Origin of the sequence: Thioclava sp. FR2, assembly GCF_051200875.1 — a bacterium.
In the GTDB taxonomy this organism is placed as follows: Bacteria; Pseudomonadota; Alphaproteobacteria; order Rhodobacterales; family Rhodobacteraceae; genus Pseudotabrizicola.
This window is the reverse complement of record NZ_CP195191.1, coordinates 1,013,234-1,031,475: the sequence shown is the minus strand read 5'-3', so window position 1 is coordinate 1,031,475 and position 18,242 is coordinate 1,013,234. Positions and strand designations below refer to the sequence as shown.

General features: G+C 56.9%; 17 protein-coding genes. 8 read left to right on the top strand and 9 right to left on the bottom strand.

Annotated features, from left to right (window positions below):
* Nucleotides 1–12: 12 nt before the first annotated feature.
* Both uvrA and ACSBLW_RS04930 read left to right on the top strand, forming a co-directional pair.
* Nucleotides 13–2,871 (top strand): excinuclease ABC subunit UvrA, encoded by a 2,859-nt coding sequence (uvrA, locus tag ACSBLW_RS04935; RefSeq protein ID WP_435259119.1) that lies wholly within the window; start codon nt 13–15, stop codon nt 2,869–2,871.
* Nucleotides 2,872–3,029: 158 nt separating this feature from the next.
* A complete protein-coding gene (locus ACSBLW_RS04930; protein ID WP_435259118.1) occupies nt 3,030–3,503 on the top strand; it encodes a hypothetical protein in 474 nt (157 codons plus the stop codon).
* Nucleotides 3,504–3,555: 52 nt separating this feature from the next.
* Here the strand turns inward: ACSBLW_RS04930 and ACSBLW_RS04925 are convergent, their stop codons facing one another.
* From ACSBLW_RS04925 to ACSBLW_RS04905, 5 genes are all read right to left on the bottom strand, one after another.
* Nucleotides 3,556–3,765, bottom strand: a complete 210-nt coding sequence (locus tag ACSBLW_RS04925; protein WP_435259117.1) for a YgaP family membrane protein — start codon at nt 3,763–3,765, stop codon at nt 3,556–3,558.
* 121 nt (nt 3,766–3,886) lie between these two features.
* Nucleotides 3,887–4,531, bottom strand: a complete 645-nt coding sequence (locus tag ACSBLW_RS04920) for a Crp/Fnr family transcriptional regulator (protein ID WP_435259116.1) — start codon at nt 4,529–4,531, stop codon at nt 3,887–3,889.
* Nucleotides 4,528–5,559 carry an enoyl-CoA hydratase/isomerase family protein gene (locus ACSBLW_RS04915; protein WP_435259115.1) on the bottom strand — a complete coding sequence of 344 codons (1,032 nt, stop codon included), beginning with the start codon at nt 5,557–5,559 and terminating at the stop codon, nt 4,528–4,530. The genes ACSBLW_RS04920 and ACSBLW_RS04915 overlap by 4 nt, the downstream gene beginning before the upstream one ends.
* Nucleotides 5,560–5,619: 60 nt before the next feature.
* On the bottom strand, nt 5,620–6,036 hold the full coding sequence (locus tag ACSBLW_RS04910; RefSeq protein ID WP_435259114.1) for a hypothetical protein: 417 nt from the start codon (nt 6,034–6,036) through the stop codon (nt 5,620–5,622).
* A 202-nt stretch (nt 6,037–6,238) separates the two neighbouring features.
* Complete coding sequence (locus tag ACSBLW_RS04905; protein ID WP_435259113.1) at nt 6,239–7,738, bottom strand: CoA-acylating methylmalonate-semialdehyde dehydrogenase; 1,500 nt, start codon at nt 7,736–7,738, stop codon at nt 6,239–6,241.
* 116 nt (nt 7,739–7,854) lie between these two features.
* On the opposite strand from ACSBLW_RS04905, the gene ACSBLW_RS04900 reads away from it, so the two are divergent.
* The 3 genes from ACSBLW_RS04900 to coaD all read left to right on the top strand — a co-directional run bounded on the left by ACSBLW_RS04900 (nt 7,855) and on the right by coaD (nt 9,819).
* Entirely contained in the window at nt 7,855–8,751 is an 897-nt protein-coding gene (locus tag ACSBLW_RS04900; protein WP_435259112.1) for a LysR family transcriptional regulator, read from the top strand.
* Nucleotides 8,752–8,807: 56 nt separating this feature from the next.
* Complete coding sequence (locus ACSBLW_RS04895) at nt 8,808–9,242, top strand: CBS domain-containing protein (RefSeq protein WP_435260045.1); 435 nt, start codon at nt 8,808–8,810, stop codon at nt 9,240–9,242.
* A gap of 82 nt (nt 9,243–9,324) precedes the next feature.
* Complete coding sequence (gene coaD, locus ACSBLW_RS04890) at nt 9,325–9,819, top strand: pantetheine-phosphate adenylyltransferase (protein WP_435259111.1); 495 nt, start codon at nt 9,325–9,327, stop codon at nt 9,817–9,819.
* Between the two features lie 24 nt (nt 9,820–9,843).
* Here coaD and ACSBLW_RS04885 read toward each other — a convergent pair whose 3' ends face one another.
* Both ACSBLW_RS04885 and gap (ACSBLW_RS04880) read right to left on the bottom strand, forming a co-directional pair.
* Complete coding sequence (locus tag ACSBLW_RS04885) at nt 9,844–12,405, bottom strand: cation:proton antiporter (protein WP_435259110.1); 2,562 nt, start codon at nt 12,403–12,405, stop codon at nt 9,844–9,846.
* Nucleotides 12,406–12,549: 144 nt separating this feature from the next.
* A complete protein-coding gene (gene gap, locus ACSBLW_RS04880; protein WP_435259109.1) occupies nt 12,550–13,551 on the bottom strand; it encodes a type I glyceraldehyde-3-phosphate dehydrogenase in 1,002 nt (333 codons plus the stop codon).
* 194 nt (nt 13,552–13,745) lie between these two features.
* On the opposite strand from gap (ACSBLW_RS04880), the gene ACSBLW_RS04875 reads away from it, so the two are divergent.
* Together ACSBLW_RS04875 and ACSBLW_RS04870 are read left to right on the top strand one after the other, a co-directional pair.
* A complete protein-coding gene (locus ACSBLW_RS04875) occupies nt 13,746–14,834 on the top strand; it encodes a peptidoglycan-binding protein LysM (RefSeq protein ID WP_435259108.1) in 1,089 nt (362 codons plus the stop codon).
* Between the two features lie 2 nt (nt 14,835–14,836).
* Nucleotides 14,837–15,871: a transporter substrate-binding domain-containing protein gene (locus ACSBLW_RS04870; RefSeq protein WP_435259107.1), complete on the top strand. Its 1,035-nt coding sequence runs from the start codon at nt 14,837–14,839 to the stop codon at nt 15,869–15,871.
* 9 nt (nt 15,872–15,880) lie between these two features.
* Here the strand turns inward: ACSBLW_RS04870 and ACSBLW_RS04865 are convergent, their stop codons facing one another.
* Nucleotides 15,881–16,024, bottom strand: coding sequence for a hypothetical protein (locus ACSBLW_RS04865; RefSeq protein WP_435259106.1), 144 nt, complete (start codon nt 16,022–16,024; stop codon nt 15,881–15,883).
* 35 nt (nt 16,025–16,059) lie between these two features.
* Nucleotides 16,060–17,061 carry a type I glyceraldehyde-3-phosphate dehydrogenase gene (gene gap, locus ACSBLW_RS04860; RefSeq protein WP_435259105.1) on the bottom strand — a complete coding sequence of 334 codons (1,002 nt, stop codon included), beginning with the start codon at nt 17,059–17,061 and terminating at the stop codon, nt 16,060–16,062.
* A gap of 207 nt (nt 17,062–17,268) precedes the next feature.
* Here gap (ACSBLW_RS04860) and ACSBLW_RS04855 point away from each other — a divergent pair, with 207 nt between their 5' ends.
* Nucleotides 17,269–18,240, top strand: coding sequence for a DUF808 domain-containing protein (locus ACSBLW_RS04855; RefSeq protein WP_435259104.1), 972 nt, complete (start codon nt 17,269–17,271; stop codon nt 18,238–18,240).
* Nucleotides 18,241–18,242: the final 2 nt, after the last annotated feature.

Genomic DNA, 18,242 nt, shown 5'->3' with positions numbered 1-18,242 from the left:
CCGGGGGTTGAAATGGCCGAACAGAAGTTCATCGAGGTGCGCGGTGCGCGCGAACACAACCTCAAAGGTGTTGATGTCGATATTCCGCGAGATCAACTGGTCGTCATCACGGGCCTGTCCGGTTCTGGAAAATCATCGCTCGCCTTCGACACGATCTATGCAGAGGGCCAGCGACGTTATGTCGAGTCCCTTTCCGCTTATGCACGGCAATTCCTTGATATGATGGGGAAGCCGGATGTCGATCATATCTCCGGCCTTTCTCCCGCCATTTCAATCGAACAAAAAACCACATCGAAGAATCCGCGCTCGACCGTTGGGACGGTTACGGAAATTTACGACTATCTGCGCCTGTTGTTTGCCCGCGTTGGCACACCCTACAGCCCGGCGACCGGACTTCCGATCACGGCGATGCAGGTTCAGGATATGGTCGATGCCGTCATGGCGATGCCAGAAGGGACGCGCGCTTACCTGATGGCCCCCATCGTCCGGGATCGCAAAGGCGAGTACAAGAAGGAATTCCTTGATCTGCGGAAGCAGGGCTTTCAGCGCGTCAAGGTTAATGGCCAGTTTTATGAACTGGAAGAGCCCCCAGTTCTGGACAAGAAGTTTCGCCACAACATTGACGTTGTGGTTGACCGGATTGTCGTCCGCGAAGGCCTCGAAACCCGTCTGGCAGACAGCTTCCGCACGGCCCTGAATCTGGCGGATGGGATCGCAGTAATCGAAACCGCACCCAGCGAAGGGGAAGGCGAAAGGGTCACCTATTCCGAAAAGTTTGCCTGCCCGGTTTCGGGCTTCACAATCGCTGAAATCGAGCCGCGGCTTTTTTCTTTCAACGCACCTTTCGGGGCTTGTCCGGCCTGTGATGGCTTGGGTGTCGAGCTTTTCTTTGACGAACGCTTGGTTGTTCCCGATCAAGGCCTTACTTTGATGCAGGGGGCGATTGCACCTTGGTCAAAATCGAAATCCCCGTATTTCACCCAGACCATTGATGCATTGGCCAAGCACTACGAATTCGACAAGAAGAAGAAGTGGAAAGAGCTGCCAGCCCATGTGCAGCAGCTTTTCCTCTATGGCTCGAATGGAGAGGAAATAGATTTTCGCTATGACGAGGGTGGTCGCATATATCAGGTGCGGCGCGTGTTTGAAGGCGTCATTCCGAATATGGAACGTCGCTATCGCGAGACCGATAGTGCATGGAGCCGGGAGGATATGGAGCGGTTTCAGAACAATCGTGCCTGCGGCAGCTGTGAAGGCTATCGCCTGAAGCCCGAGGCTCTGGCGGTGAAGATCGGTGGGAAGCACATCGGTCACGTCACCGAGATGTCGATCAAAGAAGCTTTTGCTTGGGTTGGCACGGTCCCAGAGTCACTGACGAACCAAAAGAACGAAATCGCGAAGGCCATTCTTAAAGAGATCCGCGAAAGGCTGGGTTTCTTGGTGAATGTTGGCCTTGATTATCTGACGCTGAGCCGCAACGCAGGGACACTGTCTGGTGGGGAAAGCCAGCGTATCCGGCTTGCCAGCCAGATCGGGTCGGGCTTGACCGGCGTTCTTTACGTTTTGGACGAGCCGTCGATTGGTCTGCATCAGCGTGACAATGACCGTCTGTTGACCACGCTTAAGAACCTTCGTGATCAGGGCAATACGGTGCTGGTTGTCGAGCATGATGAGGATGCCATCCGCGAGGCAGATTATGTCTTCGATATCGGTCCTGGGGCGGGTGTTCATGGCGGACAGGTGGTCAGTCACGGGACGCCGGAACAAGTTGCAGCAGATGCAGCCAGTCTTACTGGCCAGTATCTATCGGGCAAACGGGAAATCTCTGTCCCGAAAGGACGGCGCGCGGGAAGCGGAAAGAAACTGACGGTCGTCGGGGCAGAGGGCAACAACCTTAAGAAGGTGACTGCCGATTTCCCGCTGGGCAAGTTCGTCTGCGTGACGGGGGTTTCCGGCGGAGGAAAGTCCACTCTGACCATCGAAACGCTCTTCAAGACCGCAGCGATGAAGCTGAACGGGGCACGCGAAACACCCGCACCCTGTGAGACGATCAAAGGTTTTGAGCATCTCGACAAGGTCATTGATATCGACCAGCGACCAATTGGTCGGACGCCTCGGTCAAACCCGGCAACCTATACAGGGGCCTTCACCCCCATTCGCGACTGGTTTGCTGGTTTGCCAGAATCCAAGGCGCGCGGCTATCAGCCGGGACGGTTCTCGTTCAACGTGAAGGGCGGGCGCTGCGAGGCTTGCCAAGGGGATGGTGTGATCAAGATCGAGATGCACTTTCTCCCGGATGTCTATGTGACCTGTGAAACCTGCAAAGGTCATCGCTACAACCGCGAAACGTTGGAGATCAAGTTCAAGGGCAAGTCGATTGCCGATGTGCTGGAAATGACTTGTGAAGACGCACAAGACTTTTTCTCGGCCGTTCCGGCAATCCGCGAAAAGATGGATGCTTTGTGCCAAGTTGGCCTTGGCTATATCAAGGTCGGCCAACAGGCGACGACGCTTTCCGGTGGAGAGGCGCAGCGCGTCAAGCTGTCCAAGGAACTCAGCCGCCGAGCGACCGGTCGCACGCTGTACATCTTGGATGAGCCAACAACGGGCCTTCATTTCGAGGATGTACGAAAGCTGCTGGAAGTCCTTCACGAACTGGTTGACCAAGGAAACACTGTTGTGGTGATCGAACACAATCTGGATGTCATAAAGACTGCCGATTGGATCATCGACATTGGTCCCGAAGGTGGGGATGGCGGGGGCCGCATCGTGGCCGAAGGGACACCAGAACAGGTGGCGAAAATCGAGGCCAGCCACACAGGCCGATACCTGAAGGACATGCTGAACCCGCGGCGCGTGGCTGCGGAATAGACGCTCTCTGGTTCAATTCCGCTAAGATTTCGTGGCGTTGACGTTGCGTCAACAATAAGGCTCCATGCCGTATAGTGCCGCGCCATTGCCTATTTGCGGTCCTTTCGCTGCCCCGATTGTTTTCCAAACTGTGCTAGTGACAGCCGTTGGGGGCCATTATGAGTATTCTAAATACAATCTTGAAACTGGCGGTCCTGACCGTCGTCCTTGTCTGGGTCTGGACGCTCTTGGAATTTGAGGTGCAGGGGGACCGCTTGATCCTGCTGCATCTGGGAATAACCGCGGCTGGTTTTGTCCTTGCGGGGACAATCATTGCCGGACACGACGGCGGCTACAAAGCGACCATGGGCTTGTACTACGCGCTGACCTTCGGTGTGATGATCGCGCTGAACGAAGGGTATTCCTCAGATCGTGGCGTGCTTCGGATGGTTCATGTCGAAGTGGACGACACGCTTGTTCAATCCTTTGCAGAAGCAATCACCCGCGATCAGTATGAATATCAAACGCTGTTTGAAAGCCTGATGGCAAGAAACGCCGTTCCCTATGATCTAGAGCTTGCCACGGTCGAGGATGTGGCCGTGCAAACGGTGGGGCAATCGCAGTTCTCACCGATGGATTTAGCTGGAAACTAAGCCGATTTTGCAAAGGCCCGCACGCCGGGCCTTTGCCATTCTGCGTCAATGGTCAGGCTTTTTTGACCGGGCAGGTGCTCATTCCCAGAATGGAATAAAGCGGGCAGGTTGACATCAGGCCGGTCAAAAGCGGGACAATGCCGATCAACTTCGCATAGTGCCAAAAGCCGCTGCCCTGATCGACGAAAAACCACAGCAAAAGCGCCAGACCCACAACGATGCGTAGGATGCGGTCAATTCCACCAACATTGGTCGTGAACATGTCGTTCCCTTTCTTGAACTGCGCACAGGCAAGGCTGAGCGGCTCATTCCGGACTGTGCTTTGGCAGCCGGTTCATGAAAGAAAGTGTAAAGGCTGTCCCATCCCTTCGTCTGTGATCTGATCACGCAACTGTTGCGGCGAGTTGACGCAGAGCATCCAGATCAAGAAGCCGAACCTCGCCCCTTTCGGTGTCAATCCAACCTTCACGGACAAATCCGTCAATCCGCCTTGTCACGACCTCTCGCGCTGAACCGATCCGCGCTGCCAACTCGGCATGCGTGGCAAATACCGTTCCACCTTGCTCTAGTCGCAAAAGCTCCGAGGCAAGGCGGGCTTCTACCCGACCAAAGGCCACGCGCTCCAACAGGCGTGTTATATCACGCATGCGCTGCGCAAAGCTTTTCATCACAAAGGTTCTAAAGCTGGCGTCATTGTCCATGACTTCCAGAAAGAGAGTACGCGGAATGCTGATCACTTGCACATCACTCGCGGTGATGGCCTCGCCAGTATAAGCCTCGCCACCAAGCAAGCCCAAAGTTGTTTGAACACAGGACTGGCCCGGTTCAACCGCGTATAACAGGATCTCGCGCCCGGATGGCCCTGTGAGGTTAACTTCAACGCGCCCACGAAGCACGACTGCGAATCCTGCCGCCATTTCTCCCGGACGAAACAGAACCAGTCCCTTGGGCAGGTCTTTCGGCACCAATGCCGAAAATCTTTGGACGTTCGCGGGCAACAGCTCGGGAATTGCTTCGATCCAGTTCACTCCGCTCTCCACTCCGCAGGGCCCAACGGCATCAGCATTCTAGCGGTTTCGACAGCGGCAACTGTGTCGGGGCCATCATGGCGCCATTTCGGGGACTGGTCCTTGTCTATGATCACAGCGCGGATGCCTTCCAGAAGATCTCCGTTTTCCTGAGCACGATATGCAAAACGATATTCCAAACCAAGCGCTCGATCCATGGGCCAACCTTCGCCAAGGCGGTGCAACATTTCAATCGCTGCGGACGCGGCCAGAGGCGACACTTTTCCCAAAAGCTCGCGGCAATCGTGACCGAACGGAGTAGTATCTTTCAACAATGCGCGCCAAATATCAGCAAGGCTTTCGCCGCCGAACTGGGCGTCGACAGCGGGCGCGATCATGGAAAGCCCCGATGCGCCTTCTATCCCCTCTGGAATTGCATCCAGTCCTGCACCGCCAGACAACAGCGCCTTCAGCCTCGGCCAGTCTGCCCTTGCGATGACCCTATCGGCAAAGCCCAGCCAAACCGCATCAGCGGCACCAAACCGTCGCCCAGTGGCGCCAAGATATTCGCCCATTCGACCCGGAGAAAGAGCAAGCAGGAAACTCGCCCCGGCATCTGGTGCCAATCCAACTTTGACCTGTGAGACTGCAAAGACCGCATCGGGTGCGGCAATGCGAAGGGCTGCATGGCACCCTAGACCGATACCTCCTCCCATGACAAACCCGTGCATAAAGCTGACAACCGGCTTCCGGCTCGTCGCAATTTCTAGGTTCATCCGGTATTCTTCTGCCCAGAAATCTTGCCCGGCGCTGAAGTTCCCGGTCTTGCCGGCCCGATAAATGGATGACAGATCGCCGCCTGCGCAGAAGGCCCTATCGCCCTCGGCATCCAGCAGAATGACATCTATTTGTGGGTTTTCATTGAACGAGGCGATGGCCCGGCGGATCTGCCGGATCATCTCTCGTGTCAGCGCATTCAAGGCGTCAGCACGCGTCAGTGAGATCTGTCCAGCAGAGCCAACGATCCGGATATGCAATGTGTCTGTCATGGAACCAAAGGACTTACTTTCCAATTGGAAGGCAAGTCTTTGCTGCCATTTCCGGAATGCTCAGGCGTCGGCAAGCAGGTCAGCAACTGATTTTGCCGTCAGCCCCAAGAAAGCAAGCGCGGCCGCCTCATCCTCAATGACCCGGTAGACAACTTGATCCACCTTGTCCCACGACTTTTGCCCCATTATCGCTACCTTGCGAGACAGTGGGGTTGGCGCATAGCAGACAAGCAAGGTCTGAGGGCTGTCCTGCGTGAACTGATCGGCCATTTTCGCCATGAACTTCATCATCTCGATGTAGTCCCCAACGGGTTCAGAAATATCCGACAAGTCCACAAAATGCTTTTGCCCCGGACGGCAATCCGGGTCGCGTTGGTATGATTCAAATAAAGCTATGGCCGCCAAAATCTCGGGCGGTCCAACATATTTAACATACACAACATCGAACTCTTTAAGGATCTTGTAGCTGACGGCCATCTGACGTCCCACAAAGCAAGATTGCCCCTTGGGCCAGTGAACACCTCTTTGGGTTTCTGGGCAACCACGTCTATAGGCAAGTAAGGAAAGCCGGACCATAAACGTTGCAGGGAAGTCCCAAGGCTATCGAATTCCATATGAAAATAAGGGCCGACCCCGAAAGGCCAGCCCCCTTTTAAACCCTGCAAATGGATGTCTGCGATCAGTCCATTGCCTTGAAGTTGAAGGCCGAGCCTTCCTTGATTCCCGACGGCCAGCGCGAGGTGATCGTCTTGGTCCGCGTGTAGAAGCGGAAGGCATCCGGGCCATGCTGGTTCAGGTCGCCAAAGGCCGACTTCTTCCAGCCGCCAAAGGTGTGATAGGCCAGCGGAACCGGGATCGGAACGTTGATGCCGATCATGCCGATGTTGATACGGTTGGCAAAGTCGCGGGCGGTATCGCCATCACGGGTGAAAATCGCGGTGCCGTTTCCGTATTCGTGGTCCATGGCAAGGCCGATAGCCTCTTCATAGGATTTCGCACGAACGGTCGAAAGAACCGGCCCGAAGATTTCCTTCTTGTAGATGTCCATGTCCTTCGTGACATGGTCAAACAGATGCGGACCAACAAAGAAGCCGTCCTCATACCCCTGCAGCGAGAAATTGCGGCCGTCGACGACCAGCTTTGCGCCCTGATCCACGCCCGATTGAACCAGCTTCAGAATGTTGGCCTTTGCCGCAGCGGTCACGACTGGGCCGTAATCCACGTCGTTGCCCGCAGTATAAGGGCCGACCTTCAGTTTTTCGATCCGCGGGATCAGTTTTTCAATCAGCGCATCGGCTGTCTTTTCACCCACCGGAACGGCAACCGAAATCGCCATGCAGCGTTCGCCTGCAGCACCATAGCCTGCACCGACCAGCGCGTCGGCTGCCTGGTCAAGATCAGCATCTGGCATGATGATCATGTGGTTCTTTGCGCCGCCGAAACACTGCACGCGCTTACCGTTTGAACAGCCACGGCCGTAGATGTACTCGGCGATCGGGGTCGATCCGACGAAACCGACAGCAGCGATGGTCGGGTTGTCAAGGATCGCATCGACCGACTCTTTGTCGCCGTTGATGACTTGAAGAACGCCATCCGGCAGACCGGCTTCCTTCATCAACTCGGCCAGCATCAGCGGCACGGAGGGGTCGCGCTCGGAAGGCTTCAGAATGAATGCGTTGCCGCAAGCAAGGGCCGGGCCCATTTTCCACAGCGGGATCATGGCCGGGAAGTTGAACGGCGTGATGCCAGCAGCCACACCAAGGGGCTGACGCATCGAATACATGTCGATGCCGGGGCCGGCGCTGTCGGTGAATTCGCCTTTCAGCAACTGGGGGGCACCGATGCAGTATTCGATGACTTCAAGACCACGCTGGATGTCGCCCTTGGCATCCGGGAAGGTCTTGCCATGCTCGCTCGACAGAGCTTCGGCCAGTTTATCCATGTCGCGGTTCAGAAGGTCGACGAACTTCATCATGACGCGGGCGCGGCGCTGCGGGTTGGTGGCACCCCATGCCGGTTGCGCGGCGGCAGCAGCAGCAACGGCAGCATCAAGCTCGGCCTTGCTTGCCAAAGCCAGCTTTGCCTGAACTTCGCCCGTGGCCGGGTTGAACACATCTGCGAAACGGCCCGACGTGCCTGCAACACGCTTGCCGTTGATCCAGTGACCGATCTCTTTCATGGGACTCCTCCAATTTGCTTGGCGCCACATTAGTCTTGCGGAAATGCCGGGAAAAGCGGCAATATTCCAAAAACGTTTTGCATTCCTGCAAAACCGATATCGGAGCGAGGTAAGTCGTGGACTGGGATGATCTGCGGATTTTCTTGGCTGTTGCACGCAGCGAAAGCCTGTCTGGAGCCGGAAAACGGCTGGCCCTTGATCCTGCGACCGTGGGACGGCGGATCGCGCGTCTGGAAGAACGAACGGCAACGCTGCTGTTCAACAAGTCGCCGCAGGGCTACGTCCTGACCGAAGATGGCCTGCGTCTGCTTCCGCACGCCGAAGCTACCGAGGCTGCAACCGCGGGGGCGGCTGAAAGCCTAAGCCGGTTCGAAGGGGCAGGGGGCATCACAGGTCAAATCCGGCTGGGCGCGCCTGATGGCTGCGCGAACTACCTGCTTCCGCCCGTGATCGCCGAAATCAGCGCGGCAAATCCGGGCCTGGAAGTGCAACTTGTCGCCCTTCCTCGTGTCTTTAACCTCTCCAAACGAGAGGCCGACATGGCAATCGGCGTCAGCCGTCCTCAGGCGGGCCGCCTGACGGTTCAAAAACTGACCGATTACCGCCTTTCTCTGGCCGCGCACCCCGATTACTTGGCGAAGGCCGCGCCGATCACCTCTTATGACGATCTTCAGGGGCATCGGATTGTTGGCTACATCCCCGACATGATCTTTGACAAAGAACTGGATTATCTGGGAGAGCTTGGCTTGACCCATGTCGATGTCGCCTCGAACTCCGTTCCCGTGCAACTCCAGCTTCTTCGCGCTGGGGCGGGTTTGGGCGTTGTGCACGATTTCGCGCTTCCTCAGGCTCCCGAACTGTCACGGGTGCTGGCCGATACGGTCAGGTTGACCCGGGCGTTTTGGCTGATCCGCCACGAAGGCGATGCGCGGTCGGTGCGGCTTTCACGGTTCGCAGATGCGCTTGCCTTGGGAATCCGGCGCGAAGTTCAACGGCTTGAAGCTTTTTCTTGACAGACTCATGGCCACAGGCCGACGCTTGCCCCATGGGCAATTCGGGAGGACATACCATGCTGGTCAGCCAAATTCTGAAATCAAAGGCCGATGATGGGGTTGTGACGGTTCCGCCGGGAACAACGGTCGCGAAAGCGGCTGAAACCTTGTCCTCACGCCGGATTGGTGCCCTGATCATCTCTGCAGATGGCAAACGCGTCTCTGGCATTCTGTCTGAACGCGATATCGTGCGGGAACTTGGCCGCCGCGGGCCGGTCTGTTTGTCGGAAAGCGTGGATACAATCATGACGGCCAAGATCGTGGGCTGCACACGGTCGGACCAAACCGATGAAGTTCTGCAAAAGATGACAGATGGCCGCTTTCGCCACATGCCGGTGATGGAGGGCGATGAGATGGTCGGCCTCATCTCTATCGGCGACGTTGTGAAGGCAAGATTGATGGAACTTTCTGCCGAGAAAGACGCCTTGGAAGGCATGATCAAAGGCTTCTAATCGCAAGGAATGCGGCGCTTTTTCACCTTGCATTCGGCGGCGCAATAATATTGCGTTGCCGAAAACTACCACAGGGACAGTCATGCGCATCGGCCTATATCCCGGGACTTTTGACCCCATCACTTTGGGGCATGTCGACATCATTCAACGGGCGATGGCTTTGGTCGACCGCCTTGTGATTGGTGTTGCCATCAACCGTGACAAGGGCCCCTTGTTTTCCTTGGAAGAACGCGTGGCGATGGTCGAGGCGGAATGCAAAGCCATTACCGCAAAGACGGGCGGCGAAATCGTGGTTCACCCGTTCGAAAACCTTCTGATCGACTGTGCACGCGATGTCGGAGCAAGCGTAATTGTCCGGGGGCTGCGGGCGGTCGCGGATTTTGAATACGAATTCCAGATGGTTGGCATGAATCGCGCCCTGGATTCCAGCATCGAAACGGTTTTCATGATGGCCGATGCAAGACGGCAAGCCATCGCATCAAAGCTGGTGAAAGAAATCGCCCGCCTTGGTGGGGACGTGTCGAAGTTCGTGACCCCGGCTGTCGAAGCGCAGTTGGTTGCGAAGCTCCGACGCTAACCCTCCGGCCGCACATCCACCGTCCTAACTGCGTTGTCCAAGCGCCTTGCGAAAGCGATTGAGCCACGGATCTTCCGAAGGCGCACCGCGCGGCAGCATTGTTTCATCCAGCGCAACCCCCCGTTTATCGGCACTTTCCTGCACGGCTGCACACAGAGCTGGTGACCGTCTAAGAAGGTCAAGAAAACGGGATTCCTCCAACGAAAGCAAAGTCATGTGGCTTATCGCTTTGACTTTTGCGCGCCTTGATTTCTTCATCAACAAGGAAAGCTGACCGAACATCTCTCCGCGTCCCAAAAGAAGCCGTTGGCCCGCCTGTTCAACTTCGGCAGCGCCCGAGGCGATGAACCAGACTTTGTCGGGTTTGTCATCTTTCCGCATCAACACATCATCGGGTTTGGCGTAAACCGTCTTCATACGCTTGGCGAGTTTGGCCAAAGCATCGTCATCCAAGCCGGCAAACAGCGGGAAGGCCGAAACGATATCCACCCGTTGTAGGCGCAGATCCAACTTTGGTCGCTTGCGAAGTTTCGCCGCCTCTGCGTCGGTCTGGGCGCGCAAAGCTGTTCGCAGTTCCGGTCCGATAAGGCCGTCCTGCGTCATCTGATCGTATTCAAGCTCTTCTTGTCGCAGCACAAGCCTTCGGATCAATCGGCGTTCCAGTTCCTCGGCATATCCGGGGAACTGGGTCCGCAACCCTTCCATTTCGCGACCCGTGTCTTCGACCCGTCGCTTGATCAGATCGTGCAACAGGCTTGCTACCCGGCGGCCATGAATGCGGACAATTCGGCTTTCGATAAAATCTGCAAGCGCCTTCAATATCTGAGAATGCGAAACCAACAGTTCAAACCGATCCGCGGTCAAGCGTTCCAAAGGCGCGTTCAGGTGAAGACGATTGTGAAGCCGTTCTGCCAGACTAAGCGCGAAGCTGGGTTGGAGGATGCGCCGAGCCTGTACCCGATACCCATGCCGTCCATCGACACGGGTTGCTTCGATCAGCCTGTCCGCATCGGCCAGCATACGGTCCGCCAATCGGGCAGACATCAGGCTGTCCTTGAACGCAAACAGGATCAAATCCCGCTCATAGCCAGCCATCGCAACCAGGCCCAAGGTCACGCGGTCGCGGTCCAGAATGTCTTGCCCTTCATCTGCAACCTCGACAGCCTTGTTCAGACGCTCTCCAAACCGAACGGCTTCGTCGCGGACGATGGACGGGGTAAGCGAGAGTTGGCGCGTCGTTTCAGCCACCGTTTCGCGGACCTCTTGCAAAGAAACCGCAACGACCTGATCGGACAGGGCCTTGTCCAGCGGCGAAAGCCGATCAAGGCCCAGCTTGCCAATGACGGTGCGCAGGGTCGTCCCTTGCACCAAAAGTGTGAACAAAACAAAACCGGTCGCGATGATGCCGATCTGGCGCTTTACCTCGACAAAGATGGACGGACTTTCGGTCACCGCCAAGGCAAGGGCCAAGGTGACAGCGCCCCTTAGCCCGCCCCAAAGAATGGCCAGTTTGTAGGGTGGCTCAACCTGAGGAGAGAGTTTTGCCCCCGTGAGAATTGGCAAAAGTCCGTAAAGAATGATCGCACGCGCCACGAAAGCAGCCAGGACCGTAATCAGGATCAAGCCAAAGTCTCCGGGTCGCAAATTCTCAAATGTGCGGGGGATCAGCAGGGCTGCAAGCACGAATATCAGCCCGCCAGCCCAATAGGCCAACAAGTTCCAGGCATCTCGCAGTTGCTCCAGCGAGGGCGGAGAGATGCGCCCCGGCGCCAGAAAATTGACGGTCATGCCCGCGACCACAACCGCAACCACACCAGAGGCCCCGACAACCTTGTCCGTTGTCAGAAAAGTCGCGAAGGCAATGGCAAAGCTGATCGACACCTGGGCCAGTGGCCAAGGGCCAAGCCAACCCATCAGCACAACGCCGACCCTGCCAATGACCCAGCCGACAACGGCCCCCGCTCCGATCAGCCAAGGCAGCCGCCACAAGGCCGCTGCGATGTCAGGCTCGGCTTCCCGCGTGGCCACGGCGGACAGAAAAACAGAAAACAGCGCAATGGCTGCGGCATCGTTCAAAAGGCTTTCGCCCTCGACAATGCGCGCCAATCGCTGCGGGGCAGGGGTCGAGCGGAAGATGCTGACCACGGCTGACGGGTCCGTCGTCGATACAATCGACCCCAACAAAAAGCAGGCAATCAACGGCAGTTGCGTAAACGGTGCGATGGCCATGCCGATGATGAAGGTGGCGACGACAACGGCAACGACGGCCAGAGTCAAAACAGGCACCCAGTCATCCAAAAGCCGGCGAAGGTTCAGCGTCAGCGATACCTGAAACAGCAGGATCGGCAGGAAGATATAAATGAAAATGCCCGACGAAATCGGCAGATCCAGAATGGCCAGCGCAACCGGGTTCAGGGCATCCGTGACGGTTGTGTTCCAGAACCACGAGGCCCCAGCGCCAATCGCGATGCCAACGCCCGCAAGGATAACACTGACGGGCAGACGCAGACGCGCCGCCAGCGGTTCGGAAAGCGCAATGGCCATGAACAGGCCGGAAAGGATCGCAAGAAGGACAACAAGGCTCATCTTGTCAGAATAGCGTGCTGCGTCAAAAGCGGAAGATTTCGGCGGTCACGAATGGTGTCCATGACGAAATAAAATCTTGGTCCCAAAAGAAAAACGCCCGGCACAGTCTGGCCGGGCGTTTAAACCTTCAAACCGAAAAACGCGTCAGATCAACTTGCCCATCGCAACGGCCGTGTCGGCCATGCGGTTGGAAAAGCCCCATTCGTTGTCATACCATGACAGGACCGAGCACATGGTGCCTTCCATGACCTTGGTCTGGTCCATGTGGAACACCGAGGAATGCGGGTCGTGGTTGAAATCGGACGACACGTTCTTGAACAGGGTATAGCCCAGAATGCCTTTCAGCGGGCCATCGGCGGCAGCTTTGATCGCGGCGTTGATTTCTTCCACGGTGGTCGCACGCTTTGCGATGAATTTCAGGTCCACGACCGAAACGTTGGGCGTCGGCACACGGATGGCAAAGCCGTCCAGCTTGCCCTTCAGTTCCGGCAGCACCAGACCCACGGCCTTGGCAGCACCCGTCGAGGTCGGGATCATCGAAAGGGCTGCTGCGCGGGCGCGGTACAGGTCCTTGTGCATCGTGTCCAGCGTCGGCTGATCGCCGGTGTAACTGTGGATGGTGGTCATCATGCCTTTTTCGATGCCAATGACATCGTTCAGAACTTTGGCGACCGGGGACAGGCAGTTCGTGGTGCAGGATGCGTTAGAGACAACGATGTCATCCTTGGTCAGCGTGTTGTGGTTCACACCGTAGACAATCGTCTTGTCCGCGCCATCGCCCGGAGCCGAGATCAGCACGCGCTTGGAGCCGTTTTCAAGGTGCGGCTGGCACTTTTCTTTCGAGGTGAAGATGCCGGTGCACTCCATCACGATATCCACATCCGACCAAGGCAGGTCTGCCGGGTTCTTGATGGCGGTGACGCGGATCTTGCCGCGGCCAGCGTCGATCCAATCTTCGCCAGTCGTGACTTCGCTTGGAAAGCGGCCATGAACCGAGTCAAAGCGCAAGAGGTGGGCGTTGGTTTCCACCGGCCCCAGATCGTTGATCGCGATCACCTCGATGTCCCTACGGCCCGATTCCACGATGGCGCGAAGGACGTTTCTTCCAATACGGCCAAATCCGTTGATGGCTACGCGTACGACCATGAATTCCTCCTGACTTGAATGCGACTCACTCAGCGCAAGTTAGCGCTAACGTGGCCAGTTTACCTGAAAGATCAACCCTTAGTTAGTGTGATCACGAAGAACTCTGCCAAACTTGGCCGACTAGCACGCTGCAGTTGACTTGACCCAAGGTCGAAGAAGCGCATAGTTGTCTCACATCTTGGGGGGCGAAATTCATGAGTCACAAAATCTGGGCTGCGGCAGCAGCTGCCAGTGCATTTTTATTAGCGTCGGTCTCTGTTCTTCAGGCCGAAACATGCGGTGGGATTTACACGGTCAAACCCGGCGACAGCCTGTCGATGATCGCCGACAATCTTTACAAAAACGCGGGGATGTGGAGCACGATCCACCAAAACAACCTCGATACAATTGGGCCAAAGCCGCACAATCTGGTGGTTGGGGCGCGTTTGAACCTTGCCTGTATCAATGGTCTTCCTGCGGGATTGGAAGGCGGAGCAGAGGTTGCTGAGGTTAAGGCCCCGACAGTACCTTTGCAGGTCGCTGCTGGCACCGCTGCCACGGCAAAAAAGATCAATCTGCTTACTGCTGATGATTATGCGCCATTTACCGACCGCAATTCGCTCAACGGTGGTCTGGTGACCGAGGTTGTGCAGACCGCGATGACCCGTGCCAATCCGGCAGAAGGCTTTGCGATCCATTGGGTCAATGACTGGTCCGCTCATCTGGAGCCGCTGCTGTCGAATGCCTTGCTTGATCTGGGTTTCCCGTGGCTGAAGCCGGACTGCGTCCAGACGCCCGACAATTACCGCTGTGAGAACTTCTACTTCTCGGACTCGATGTTCGAAATGCTGGTTCTGGTCTTTGCCGCAAAAGACCGCCCCGTGGCCTTTGACATGGACGACGACATGATCGGCAAGACACTTTGCCGACCAAAGGGGTATTACACGCACGACCTCGACAAGGACGGCCGGAACTGGCTGAAGGATGGTAAGGTCAAGCTGGAAATGCCGGACAAGAACGCAGATTGCTTCAACATGCTTCTTGCTGGAACGGTCGACGCGGTTGTGGTCGACGAATTCACTGGTCGCTCGACGATGAAAGAACTTGGCATTGGCGACAAGATCGAGATCGTCCAGACCCGCCCTCTGTCGATTGAAGGTCTGCATGTGGTCGTCCACAAGACGCACCCGCGCGCACAAGAGTTGTTGGACCTGATCAACAATGGCCTTGCCGAAATCAAGGCCGACGGCACCTATCAAAAGGTGATCGGCCCGCATATGTCGCTGATCTGGGCAGATTTTTGATCATGGGCGCGCGGAAGATTCTGGCCGCAGCGGCGGTTCTGCTTTGGGGGGGCGCACCGGTCTGGGCGCAAAGTTGCGATGTGACCTATACGGTCAAGGAAGGTGACAGCTTCTTTTCCATCGCCGAAGCCCATTACGGCGATTATGAACAATGGACCCTGATCTATTATGCCAATCAGGGCTTGGCGGTAACGGGTCCGCTGACGATCCCCGCGGGGGCGGAGATCTACATTCCCTGCGCTGGTGGCGCGGCACCGGAACCAGACGCTACGCCTCTTCGCAGCGCTCAGGCCGAACTTCGGTTCCTAACCGGCTCGAACTATCCGCCATTCACCCAGAAAGACTGGGCCGGGGGCGGGCTGATCACCGAATTGGTCAACGCGATCATGGAGGAAACCCCCAATCCAGTGCCATATGCAATGGATTGGGAGGATGACTGGTCCCAACATCTTTTCCCGCTGCTTGATGAAGCCAAATACGACATGGGCTTTCCCTGGCTGCGGCCCGATTGCGCGGCTGATCCGTCGAATGAACGCTGCGCGAACTTTCACTTCTCGGACCCGCTGTTCGAAATGCCGATCCAGCTTTTCGTGGCGGCAGATTCCTCTGTCACCTTTGACACAGACGCGGATATCGAAGGCAAAACCCTTTGTCGGCCAAAAGGCTATTACACCCATGATCTGGATGCCAATGGCCGCAACTGGATTGCCGAGGCAAAGATAGACCTCGTCAGGCCCGATACGCCGGACGATTGTTTCTCGATGCTTGTTGCGGGAACGGTGGATGCCGTGCCTGAAAACCTTTTCCTCGGGGCCGAAAAGATCAATGCCATGGGTCTGCGCGGGCAGGTCAGGCCGATGGAACGCCCGCTTTCCACGGAAACCCTGCATGTGATCGTTTCAAAGAAGCACTGGCGCGGAACAACCTTCCTGTACCGGGTCAATGCCGGTCTGGCCCAGATCCGCGAAAACGGTCGCTATGACGAAATCGTTTCCCGGCATTTGGGCCTGTTCATGCAGCAGATACAGGGCAATTAGGAAACGCTGTCACCGCCAAAAGGCGATCCATTCGATCAGTTCTGCCAGACGAAGGCTTAGAAAAAACAGGGCCTGTCCGCCATTGACGGACAGGTCCAATACAATCGCGGCCACGATAAGGCCACCCAGGATAAGCGACAAACGGTCGGTCAAGCTGCCCTCTTTACCGGCGGCTTGAAGTTCCCGCCTTATTGCGCGAGCCGCCCCATGACGCCGGCCACATCGGCCATGCGGCAAGAGAAGCCCCATTCATTGTCATACCATGCCAGAACCCGCACGGAACGGCCAACCACTTTGGTCTGGTCGGGGGCGAAAATAGACGATTGCGGCGTGTGGTTAAAGTCGATGGAAACTTTTGGCTCTGGATCATAGGCCATCACCATGCCCATGTACCCCGCGCAGGCCTCGCGGACGACCTGGTTCACCTCTTCGGCGGTCACCGATTTTGCCGCGATGAAGGTCAGATCAACAGCACTGACATTCGGGGTCGGCACGCGAATGGCGCTTCCATCCAGCTTGCCTTTCAATTCCGGCAGCACCTCGCCAAGGGCTTTTGCCGCGCCGGTCGAGGTCGGAATCATTGCCATTGCAGCCGAGCGGGCGCGGTACAGGTCTTTGTGGCGGCGGTCCAGCGTTGGCTGGTCGCCGGTATAGCTGTGAATCGTGGTCATGATGCCCGACTCGATGCCAATCGCGTCATTCAAGACCTTGGCCAAAGGGGCCAGGCAATTGGTCGTGCAAGACCCGTTCGAAACAACCAGATGATCGGCCGTCAGCTGGCGATGGTTCACGCCGTAAACGACCGTCTTGTCGGCGTTCTTGGCTGGGGCTGAAACCAGCACCCGCTTGGCACCACGCCCCAGATGGACGGCGGCCTTATCGCGTTCGTTGAAGTTGCCAGTGCATTCCAGCACCACGTCAACACCTTCCCAATCCAATTCTTGCGGATTGTAGGTCGACATCATGCGGATCGGCCCGCGGCCCAGATCAAGCATACCGTTTGACACTTTGACCGTGCCGGGGAACCGGCCGTGCACGCTGTCATATTTCAGAAGATGGGCGTTTGTTTCAACCGGGCCCGTGGCGTTGATCGCCACCACCTGAACATCGTTACGGTTCGATTCTGCGATGTGAGCAAGTGTGCAGCGGCCAATGCGGCCGAAGCCATTGATCCCGACGGTGATGGTCATGCGCGTCTCCTGTGGCATCAGAGTCGTGACCCGCTTAACCGCATAAGGCCGGTCGTCAAAGTGAAAAAACGACGCATTTTCATCATGTTAGCGCAAAACTAAACTGGTTGCGCTAACGGTTGCGCTAAAAGGCTGCGCCGGGATGCCGCTTTGCCTTTCGGTTGGGCTGGGCTATGTCAGGACAACTGCACCCCGGAGGCCGAAGGTATGAGTGGTTTGATTGCTTTGTTGGATGACGTGGCCGCGATCGCCAAAGTGGCCGCTGCCTCTATTGACGACATTGCAGGCGCCGCCGCGAAGGCCGGAACGAAAGCCGCTGGCGTCGTTATCGACGATGCCGCTGTTACGCCAAAATATGTAACGGGCTTCTCTGCGGACCGCGAACTTCCGATGATCTGGAAAATCGCCCTAGGGTCGGTCCGGAACAAGCTGGTGATCCTGCTGCCGGGGCTTCTGCTCTTGCAGGCTTTCTTGCCACAAGCCATCACGCCGCTGTTGATGCTGGGCGGCCTCTATCTTTGCTTTGAAGGCGCGGAAAAGGTTTTCCATCACTTCTTTCCCCATGCCGATGCCGAAGTGGAAGAGGATTTCAGCACGGGCGACCCGGCGCATCTGGAAGAACAAAGGGTCGCAGGCGCCATCAAGACAGATTTCATCCTGTCCGCTGAAATCATGACGCTCTCTTTGGCTGCCATCCCGGAAAGCACGCTTTGGGTCGAGGCTGCGACACTCGCCGTTGTTGGCATCATGATCACCGTTGGCGTCTATGGCGCAGTCGCCCTGATCGTAAAGATGGACGATATCGGCCTTCACTTGGCCTCTACCGGCCGGACCGGGGCAGGGCGCGCATTCGGGCGCGGTCTGGTTTCTGGTATGCCAAAGCTCTTGTCGGTTCTGTCGACCGTGGGGACTTTGGCAATGCTCTGGGTTGGTGGCAACATCATCGTCCACGGCGTCGATGTGCTGGGCTGGCATTGGCCCTATGAACAAATTCACCATCTCGCAGAGCTTGCCGCAGAGGCGGTTCCCGTCGCGCAGGGGCTTTTAGCCTGGGCCGTCACCGCAGCCTGTGACGGCGTGATCGGCCTTGCCATTGGCCTGCTGACCATTCCGTTGGCGACAAAGGTTGTTGGCCCCATCTTGGGCAAGTTTCTTCCCGGTGGGGCCAAAAGCGCCTGAGC